This is a genomic window from Pseudomonas sp. GM78 (genome assembly GCF_000282475.1).
Classification (GTDB): Bacteria; Pseudomonadota; Gammaproteobacteria; order Pseudomonadales; family Pseudomonadaceae; genus Aquipseudomonas.
Genome location: NZ_AKJF01000055.1, coordinates 74,942 through 83,691 on the forward strand (window position 1 = coordinate 74,942; position 8,750 = coordinate 83,691).

An 8,750-nucleotide genomic window follows, 5' to 3' on the forward strand; every position below is an offset into this window, starting at 1 on the left:
GGAGTGTGTATGGCTGTGGGATGGCGGCGGGCGCTGGCCGTTGGGTTATTGACCCTGAGTGCTCCCGTGTGGGCGGCGACGAAGAAGGTTGATCTGGATTACCACGTGCGCCTCTTGCCGCAAAGCGATCAGGCCGAGGTGCGCCTGACCCTGGCCCAGGGCTCGGCGGTGCGCAGCCTGGATTTCGACCTCGGCGACGGCAGCCACTACAGCGATTTCAAGGCCGACGGCCAATGGCAGCTGACCGAAGGCAAGCAGGCCCGTGGTGTCTGGCGTCCAGCCCCCGACAAGTCCAGCCTGACCTACCGAGTACGCATCAGCCATGGCCGCAAGAGCGGCAGCTTCGACACCCGCATGACCCCGGCCTGGGCGCTGATGCGCGGCGACGATCTGGTGCCGGCCGCCAAACTCGATCAGCAGGACGGCATCGAGCTGGTGTCACGCCTTGAATTCGAGTTGCCCAATGGCTGGCAAAGCGTGGAAACCGCCTGGCCGCGCATCGGCAAGAACAAGTTTCGCATCGATAATGTTTCCCGATTGTTCGACCGGCCCACGGGCTGGATGCTGGCCGGTCACCTCGGTAGCCGGCGCGCCCGGTTGGGCGAAACCGAAGTCACTGTCACCTCGCCACGAGGCCAGGGCATGCGGCGCATGGACGTGCTGACGCTGCTGACGTTTGTCTGGCCGCAGGTGCAAGCCGTGTTTCCTCGTCACCCGACCAAGTTGTTGATTGTCGGCGCCAACGATCCGATGTGGCGCGGCAGCCTGTCGGCGCATGAATCGATCTACCTGAATGCCCGCCTGCCGCTGGTCAGTGAAAGCGGCACGAGCGCGTTGGTGCGCGAGTTGGCGCAGGTATTCGGCCGGATCAACGACCAGCAGCGCAGCGACTGGATCAGCGAAGGGTTTGCCGAGTACTACGCCATCGAGCTGGTGCGCCGGGCCGGCGGTATGAGCGACGAGCGGTATGAGGACCTGCACAGGAAGATGGTCAAGGACAGCCAGAAAGTCACCAGTTTGCGCGGCGAGCAGATCAATGCTGCGCAGGTGGCCAAGGCGGTGCTGTTGCTGCAGGAGCTTGATCGCGAGATTCGCCTGAAGACCCGCAACAAGCGTTCGCTGGATGATGTGATGCGTGGGGCGATGCGTCTGGGGAGCATTGATACCAAGGAATTCGTGCAGCTGAGTGAGAGCGTGATTGGCGAGTCTTCCAAAGTCCTCGATACCGAATTGCTTCAATAAAGATCAAAAGATCGCAGCCTGCGGCAGCTCCTACATTGGGGGGCGTACACCCTGTAGGAGCTGCCGCAGGCTGCGATCTTTTGCTTTAAGGTTTCGGCGACTTCAACGAATCATTCCCGGTAACGGTGGCGGTTTTGGTCGCCGCTTCGGCATTGGCTTTCAGCGTCTTCAACTCTTCCCCCGCACGCTCGATCTTCGCCCGCACGTTGTTCATGTCCTGACGGCTTTTTTCCAGCAGGCTTTTCGCCGAGCTGTGCCCGGTGATGCCGCGGGCCAGGGCCACACCGCCGATGGCCACCTGAATCAGGCCGAACAGGCCGCCGCGACGCAAACCCTTGCCGACCATCACTACGCCGCCCGCCAGTGAGCCGATGCGTTCCCAGCCATGGACGTTCTGCTCGGAAGAGCTCTGGAAAGGGGTGGATTCGATGCGCTCTACGCGTTTGAGTTCGCTCATGATCTGACTCCAGGCTTGGGTAATGGATAGATTAGGTGACTGCCGCAGCACCTCACTTGTTCCATCGGATGTGATGCGATTCAGCGGAATTTCGGCCCCGAGCGGGTGTTGAGGCCCTTGGCCATGCGGTCATAGAGCACGACGTTGACCGTCGCGGCCAGGTTCATGCAGCCGGTGGTCGGGATGTAGACCACGTCTTCGCACCAGTCTCGGATCTCTTTGTCCAGCGAGCCGTCTTCCGGGCCGAAGATGTACAGCGCGCGGTCCGGGTGGGTGTATTCCGGCAACGGGCGGGCACCTTCGACCAGTTCAACGGCAACGGGTACGCAATTGAGGGGCAGGATTTTCTTCAGGTCGTCGATGCCGATCAGCGGGATGTCGTAATGGACGCGCTTGGTATCGGTGACGAAGTCGGCGGCGCGCTCATAGCGCTTGCCGGTGTAGAACACCGACGCCACGCCATAACAGCCTGCGGCGCGCATCACCGAACCGACGTTCTCCGGTGATTTGGGGTTATACAAACCAATGCAGCTGTACCGTTTGTCTGCCACGAGCGGGGTGCCTTTGGGAAAAAAGCGCGATTATACGGGGTTTGGGGAGCTGCGGTCAGATCAGAGATTGGCGGTGCAGGCGCGGCCGCCATCGCCAGCAGGCTGGCTCCCACACTGTGATCGGCGCCAGTCTGGCCACCTCGATCACTGTGGGAGCCAGCCTGCTGGCGATGGGGCCGGGTCAGGCAATGAAGGTCTTCAGTCTTCCTTCTTCATCAGGCCAGCCAACGCCGCAAACGGATTATGCGTCGCCTTGGCGATTTTCGGCGTGCTCAGCGAGCCCTCGCCGAAATACTGCTGGTCGGTATAACGCGAGTGTTCGTTATCGTGGCAGTACAGGCACAACAATTCCCAGTTCGAGCCGTCCTGGGGGTTGTTGTCGTGGTTGTGGTCGCGGTGATGCACGGTCAGCTCGCTCAAGCGCTTGCCGGAGAATTCACGGGCGCAGCGGCCGCACACGTGCGGATACATCTTCAGGGCCTTGTCGCGGTAGCCCATTTCCTTGTCGCGCTGGTTGTCGGCGAGGATGCGGTCCAGCTTGGAGGTGTTGGTCGGGGTGGACGAACTCATGGGTTCACCTTTGTTGAATGACTAATGACGGTATACACGCAGTTTAGCTCAGCCCTTGAGCTTCTCGGCAATCCAGATGGTGTGGCGGGTGCCCTTGTTGCCGTGGGCGAAGACCTGCACTTCCTCGGCCTTGAAACCGGCTTTTTTCAGTTTGTCGGAAAACTGCCGGTCTGCGCTGGCCGACCAGACCGCCAGCACGCCCTTGGGGCGCAGGGCCTTGGCGCAGGCGCCCAAGCCCCCGGCGGAGTAGAGCCAGCTGTTGGCTCTCTGGGTCAGGCCTTCGGGGCCGTTGTCGACGTCGAGCATGATCGCATCGAAACCTTGCGGCTCTGCCTGCAGGACCTTGGCCACGTCTTCCAGGCGGATCACCGTGCGCGGGTCCTGCAGCGGGTTGCCGGCTTTTTCGCCCAGCGGCCCGCGGTTCCACTCCACCACACCGGGCACCAGTTCGGCGACCACCACTTGCGCGGATTTGCCCAGGTGCTTGAGCGCCGAAGCGAGGGTGAAACCCATGCCCAGTCCCCCGATCAACACCCGCGAGTTCGCACGGCCCGCGACCTTGCGGCAGGGGATCTCGGCCAGGGCATCCTCGGAGCCGTGCATGCGCGTATTCATCAATTGCCCGCCGTCACCGCCCTGGATCTTGATGACGAAATCCTCGCCGTACTCGAACAGGCACAGGGCACCGCCGTTCTCGGGAATGGGGGCGGTATCGAGCAGAACAAAACGTTTCATGGGGCTCACTTGAGGAAAAATGGCAGCACAGGGGAAGGCAAACGGGCGCAGTTGGGAGTAGCCTGCAAATGACTACCAGGCCAACGGAGCCATTGATGAAGCGCACCATTCTAACGGCCATTGCCCTGGCCGCGCTCTCGATAACTGCAGTGTCGGCCCAGCAGCTGCAGACCACGCCGACCAGTCCCGCGCCAATGCCCGGTTCACCGGGCACCGCAACGCCCACGCCGTATCCGCAAATCAGTCCGGTACCGTTGCCGAAAGTGGGCCCGGGTAGTGGCGGCCCGCCGTTGGTACCGATCGAGATGCCAAGCCCACCGACCAAGGACCAGCCCGTACCAGGGATCGAGCAGAACCCGCCGAAGGTCAAGTCGCCTGGCGGTTAAACCTGTTGCGACAGCAATTGCCCATCAACCATGCGCAAGCGCCTGGAGAGCGAGACGGCGAGGGCGCGGATGATCTTGGCAGCGATTTTCGGGGCGTCGTTGAGCATCTTTTCCAGCGAATCCTTGCCCAGGTTGAGCAACTGGCAGTTGCTCGCGGCCACGCAACTGGCCGAGCGTCGTTCGCCGTCGAGCACGGCCATTTCGCCGAACGAGCGACCGCTGCGCAGCGTCGCGATCGTCACCTGTTGGCCGTCGCTGGCGGTCTTCTGCACTGCCACCTGGCCGGTGTGGATGATGCACATGAAGCTGCCGGCATCACCCTCGTGGAAAATCTCTTCGCCCTGGGCAATGGTGCTGAGGTTGAAATAGCCCGAGGCAGCGGCGAATTCCGCCGGTTGCAGTTGGTTGAACAGACCGCAGTCCATCAGCCAGTTGCGAATTTCGTTGTTCAATAGAGTGGGTTCTGACATGTCGGGCAATCTTTATTGTTGTGTCTGTTTCGGGCTCGATTTTGAAATCACCACAATCCCCCTGTAGGAGCGAGCCTGCTCGCGATGGCGGTGGCATATCCAGCATAATTGTTGAATGTGCCGCCTTCATCGCGAGCAGGCTCGCTCCTACAGGGGATCAGTGTTGTATCGGCTTCCTGTATCCGGAATTAAGACCCGCACACCCAGCCAAGTTCCTCAGGCAACACCCAATACCTTGAACAAAAATGCATATTCGAGCGCCACGTCACGTAATCCCTGGTAACGACCGCTCATCCCGCCATGCCCGGCGCCCAGTTCGGTCTTGAGCAGCAGCGGATTGTTGTCGGTCTTGGTGGCGCGCAATTTCGCCACCCATTTGGCCGCTTCCCAGTACTGCACGCGGCTGTCGTTGTAGCCGGCGATCACCAGCATCGGCGGATAGGCTTGCGCGGTGACGTTTTCGTAAGGCGCGTAGGCCTTGATCCGCTCATGAACGTCCGGCTCTTGAGGATTGCCCCACTCGTCGTATTCCGTGACGGTCAATGGCAGCTCCGGGTCGAGCATGGTGTTGAGCACGTCGACGAACGGCACTTCGGCAATCGCCGCGCCAAACAGTTGCGGGCGCTGGTTGAGCACCGCCCCGATCAGCAGGCCACCGGCACTGCCGCCGCTGATTGCCAGCTGTGGCGCGGTGGTCAGGCCATTGGCGATCAGGTGTTCGGCGCAGGCGATGAAGTCGCTGAAGGTGTTCTGCTTGTGCTCCTGCTTGCCGGCGCGATACCAGGCTTCGCCCAGTTCACCGCCGCCGCGCACGTGAGCGATGGCGAACGCCATGCCGCGATCGAGCAGGCTCAGGCGGGCGTGGGAGAACCACGGGTCGAGGCTTTCGCCATAGGCGCCGTAGCCGTACAGGTAGAGGGGCACCGGCTTGCCGAGTGATTCGCGCTTTACCACCAGGCTGATCGGCACTTGCGTGCCATCGGGCGCCGTTGCCCACAGGCGCTGGCTGACGTAGGCGTCGGCGTCGAACGGGCCAAGCACCGGGGTTTGCTTGAGCACTTTCTGCTCGCCGCTGACCAGTTCCAGCTGGCGGATCTGCGCCGGACGGTTCAACGCTTCGTAGCGCAGGCGAATCCGCTCGCTGACGAATTCCAGGCTGTTCTGCACGTGCAGGCTGTAGGCCGCGTCCGGCAGTTGCACCCGATAGCTCGGCAGGTCCTGGGGGTGAACCTCGATCACCGGCAAACCGCCAACCCGCAGGCTCAGGGTCATGGCGCCGGCATTCAGGCTCATGCCATCGATCATCACCGTGTCGCTGTGGGGGATCAGGCTCTGCCAGTCGGCCTCGGCTGGCGCCACGCCGCGATCGACAGCGGTGTACAGGGCAAAATTGATGCCGTCGCGATTGGTGCGGATGAACCAGGTCCATTGGCCATCGAGCGCGCCGTGGTCAACGTCGTACTCATGGTTTTCCACCCGGGGCGCTACGCAGGTGAAGGGCAGTTGTGGCAGGTTGGCGTCGAGCACCCAGACTTCGCTGGTGGTCTTGCTGCCCACGGACAGCAGCAATTGCTGTTCGGAGCTCGAACGGTAGCAGTGCATGAAGAAGCGGCCGTCCGTTTCATGGAACACTTCTTCGGCCGCCGTGCCGTCCAGGCGATAGCGCAACAGCTTGTGCGGGCGATGGGTGTCGTCCAGCTCGCCGAAAAACAGGGTCAGGCTGTCGTTGGCCCAGGTCATGCTGCCATCGCAGTCCTGGAACTCCAGTTCACTGACGCGACCGTCGGACAACTCCTTGACGAACAGCGTGTAGATTTCGTCGCCCGTGGAATCGATGCTGTAGGCCAGGCGCTGGTGATCGGGGCTGATGCTGAATGCGCCAAGGGAAAAGAAGCCGCCTTTGGCCAGTTCGTTAGGGTCCAGCAGCAGTTGTTCCTGGCTTTCGTCGAGTACCAGGCTGTCGTCGGCCGGGCGCGGGCAGCGGTAGTGGCGGGCGTATTCGTCACCCGCGGTGGTGCGCGTGTAGTACAGGTAGGGGCCCCAGGGCGAGGGCAGGGACAGGTCGGTTTCGAGAATCCGGCCCTTGATCTCCTCGAACAGGGTTTCACGCAACCCGGCCTGATCGGCGGTTTGCGCTTCCTGATAATGGTTTTCAGCCTTCAGGTAGTCGAGCACCGCAGCGCTGTCGCGCTCCTGCAGCCAGGCGTACGGGTCGGATCCTTCGGCCTTGCGGGCAATCGGTGGCGTGATGGCGTTCGCGGATAAGGACATTAATGGCTCTCGAACAATGTACGAAACGGGGTTGATAACCTGTGGGAGCGAGCCTGCTCGCGATGGCGGACTGACCGTCAACATGGATGTTGAATGTACCGACCTCATCGCGAGCAGGCTCGCTCCCACAGGTTCTGTGTCAGGTCCGACTGGCATTGAAGCAGCCTGATGGACGAAAAGCCGTTATCATAAGCGCCTCTTTGCCTGCCTTGCCATGGACACCATGACCGAGAACGACTATCTGATCGCTTGGGGCCTCTACGCCTTTGCCGCTTTGGGCTGCCTGCTGGTGTGGATGCGCATCACCCGCTGGATGTGGCGTTGGCTGCGCGAACCCCTGCGCCTGCTGGTGGCGGTGCTGCTGTTCAGCCCGACCATCATCGACCCGGTGAAGGAAAAAGTGGCCCCGGCCATTGCCATCACCGCCCTTGACCTGTTGTTCAAGGTCGGCAACAACGCGTGGCGGGCGATTTCCGATCTGTTCATGTACGGCATGATCGCTTTCGGCATCTACCTGGTGTTCGTGGCGATTCGTTTCGCCCTTGAACGTGGTGCCCGGGCCCGCAAGGAACAGGCCGCCGCCGCCCAGGCCGCGATCCGTGCCGACGAGCCGGAAGAGGATCACCCCTTCGGCGGCGCCGGCGACGATCGCTACGGCCGTCCGCCGGTGCCGGGCAATCCCCAGCGGATGCGCGTCGAACCCCGTCTGTAACCGTGCCCCTGCCATAGAAGCGAGAGTTCGAGCATGTGTGAGTTATTGGGCATGAGCGCCAATGTCCCGACCGATATCGTGTTCAGCTTCACCGGGCTGATGCAGCGCGGTGGGCGTACCGGGCCGCACCGGGACGGTTGGGGCATCGCTTTCTACGAAGGCCGGGGTTTGCGCCTGTTCCAGGACCCGGCGGCGAGCTGCGAGTCGGAAGTCGCGAACCTGGTGCAACGCTACCCGATCAAGAGCGAAGTGGTGATCGGGCATATCCGCCAGGCCAACGTCGGCAAGGTCTGCCTTTCCAACACCCATCCGTTCGTGCGCGAGTTGTGGGGGCGTAACTGGTGCTTCGCCCATAATGGCCAGTTGGCGGATCTGCAGCCCACCGCCAGTTTCTACCGCCCCGTTGGCGATACCGACAGCGAAGCGGCGTTCTGTGACTTGCTCAACCGCGTGCGGGCCGCGTTTCCCGAGCCCGTGGAGGTCGAAGAACTGCTGCCGGACCTGGTCGCTGCCTGCGCCGAGTATCGCAGCAAGGGCGTGTTCAACTGCCTGCTCAGCGATGGCGACTGGCTGTTCTGCTATTGCTCGACCAAACTGGCGCAGATCACCCGTCGTGCCCCGTTCGGCCCGGCACGCCTGAAGGACGTCGATGTGATCGTCGACTTCCAGGCCGAAACCACGCCCAACGATGTGGTCACGGTGATCGCCACCGAGCCCTTGACCGAAAATGAAACCTGGACCCGCTACGAGCCAGGCCAATGGAGCCTGTGGCGACGCGGTGAATGCGTCAGTCAGGGCCGCACCGAATAAGGATCTTCCCCCATGTTGCTCAGTTATCTACGGCTGGTGTTGTTTGCGGCGGGCCTGTTGATCGGTGTCCAGGTGCCGGGGTTCATCAATGATTACGCCAAGCGGGTCGAAGCGCACCTGATTGAAGCGCAGGCCGGGCTGAGCGGGTTTCAGAACACCGCCAATCAATTCTTCAAGGGCGACATGCAGGCCCTGGTCGCCCACTATCGCGCCAGTGAAGACCCGATCTTTCGCAGCGACGCCGACAGCCTGGGCAACCTGCTGACTCGCCAGGTGGCGTTGGACAAGCAATTCCAGGCCATGCAAGGGCCGTGGTACATCCGCTTCCTGCAAGTGGTGCTGGCCGCGGATCCGGACATTCGCAAGGAAACCTGGAACGGCTACAGCTACCAGATCCTGTTGACCCCGGAGGCGATGATCTGGGGCATGAGCGGCGCGTTGCTGCTGTCGTTCGGGATCGAGTGCCTGTTCCGCCTGATCGATTGGGTGGTGCTGGGCGGCAAGCGCCTGCGCCAGAGCCGGCCGATCGAAGAGCGGGATTTGCGC

At 62.1% G+C, this 8,750-nt stretch carries 11 protein-coding genes; 5 read left to right on the plus strand and 6 right to left on the minus strand.

The annotated features are described in order from the left end of the window. The first annotated feature begins 9 nt into the window (after nucleotides 1–9). The gene (locus PMI35_RS26045) at nucleotides 10–1,242 is read left to right on the plus strand and encodes a hypothetical protein (RefSeq protein ID WP_008056120.1); all 1,233 of its coding nucleotides are present in this window, start codon (nucleotides 10–12) and stop codon (nucleotides 1,240–1,242) included. Between the two features lie 85 nt (nucleotides 1,243–1,327). On the opposite strand, the gene PMI35_RS26040 is transcribed toward PMI35_RS26045, so the two are convergent. The 4 genes from PMI35_RS26040 to PMI35_RS26025 form a co-directional block, all read right to left on the minus strand. Beyond that, nucleotides 1,328–1,699, minus strand: coding sequence for a YgaP family membrane protein (locus PMI35_RS26040; protein ID WP_008056125.1), 372 nt, complete (start codon nucleotides 1,697–1,699; stop codon nucleotides 1,328–1,330). A gap of 80 nt (nucleotides 1,700–1,779) precedes the next feature. Then, nucleotides 1,780–2,250: an RNA methyltransferase gene (locus tag PMI35_RS26035; protein WP_007911337.1), complete on the minus strand. Its 471-nt coding sequence runs from the start codon at nucleotides 2,248–2,250 to the stop codon at nucleotides 1,780–1,782. Nucleotides 2,251–2,448: 198 nt separating this feature from the next. After that, complete coding sequence (locus PMI35_RS26030) at nucleotides 2,449–2,820, minus strand: YajD family HNH nuclease (protein WP_007944009.1); 372 nt, start codon at nucleotides 2,818–2,820, stop codon at nucleotides 2,449–2,451. A 48-nt stretch (nucleotides 2,821–2,868) separates the two neighbouring features. Further along, the gene (locus PMI35_RS26025) at nucleotides 2,869–3,555 is read right to left on the minus strand and encodes a spermidine synthase (RefSeq protein WP_008056126.1); all 687 of its coding nucleotides are present in this window, start codon (nucleotides 3,553–3,555) and stop codon (nucleotides 2,869–2,871) included. A gap of 95 nt (nucleotides 3,556–3,650) precedes the next feature. Between PMI35_RS26025 and PMI35_RS26020 the strand changes: the two genes are divergently transcribed. Further along, complete coding sequence (locus PMI35_RS26020) at nucleotides 3,651–3,941, plus strand: hypothetical protein (RefSeq protein WP_008056127.1); 291 nt, start codon at nucleotides 3,651–3,653, stop codon at nucleotides 3,939–3,941. On the opposite strand, the gene PMI35_RS26015 is transcribed toward PMI35_RS26020, so the two are convergent. Beyond that, nucleotides 3,938–4,411 (minus strand): cyclic nucleotide-binding domain-containing protein, encoded by a 474-nt coding sequence (locus tag PMI35_RS26015; RefSeq protein WP_008056128.1) that lies wholly within the window; start codon nucleotides 4,409–4,411, stop codon nucleotides 3,938–3,940. The genes PMI35_RS26020 and PMI35_RS26015 overlap by 4 nt on opposite strands. Nucleotides 4,412–4,627: 216 nt before the next feature. Further along, a complete protein-coding gene (locus PMI35_RS26010) occupies nucleotides 4,628–6,682 on the minus strand; it encodes a S9 family peptidase (RefSeq protein ID WP_008056129.1) in 2,055 nt (684 codons plus the stop codon). Between the two features lie 214 nt (nucleotides 6,683–6,896). Between PMI35_RS26010 and PMI35_RS26005 the strand changes: the two genes are divergently transcribed. From PMI35_RS26005 to PMI35_RS25995, 3 genes are all read left to right on the plus strand, one after another. Next, nucleotides 6,897–7,394, plus strand: coding sequence for a hypothetical protein (locus tag PMI35_RS26005; protein WP_008056132.1), 498 nt, complete (start codon nucleotides 6,897–6,899; stop codon nucleotides 7,392–7,394). Nucleotides 7,395–7,427: 33 nt separating this feature from the next. Beyond that, on the plus strand, nucleotides 7,428–8,204 hold the full coding sequence (locus PMI35_RS26000) for a class II glutamine amidotransferase (RefSeq protein WP_008056134.1): 777 nt from the start codon (nucleotides 7,428–7,430) through the stop codon (nucleotides 8,202–8,204). A gap of 12 nt (nucleotides 8,205–8,216) precedes the next feature. Then, nucleotides 8,217–8,750, plus strand: a 534-nt coding sequence (locus tag PMI35_RS25995; RefSeq protein ID WP_008056135.1) for a DUF2937 family protein, incomplete at its 3' end; no start/stop codon positions are given.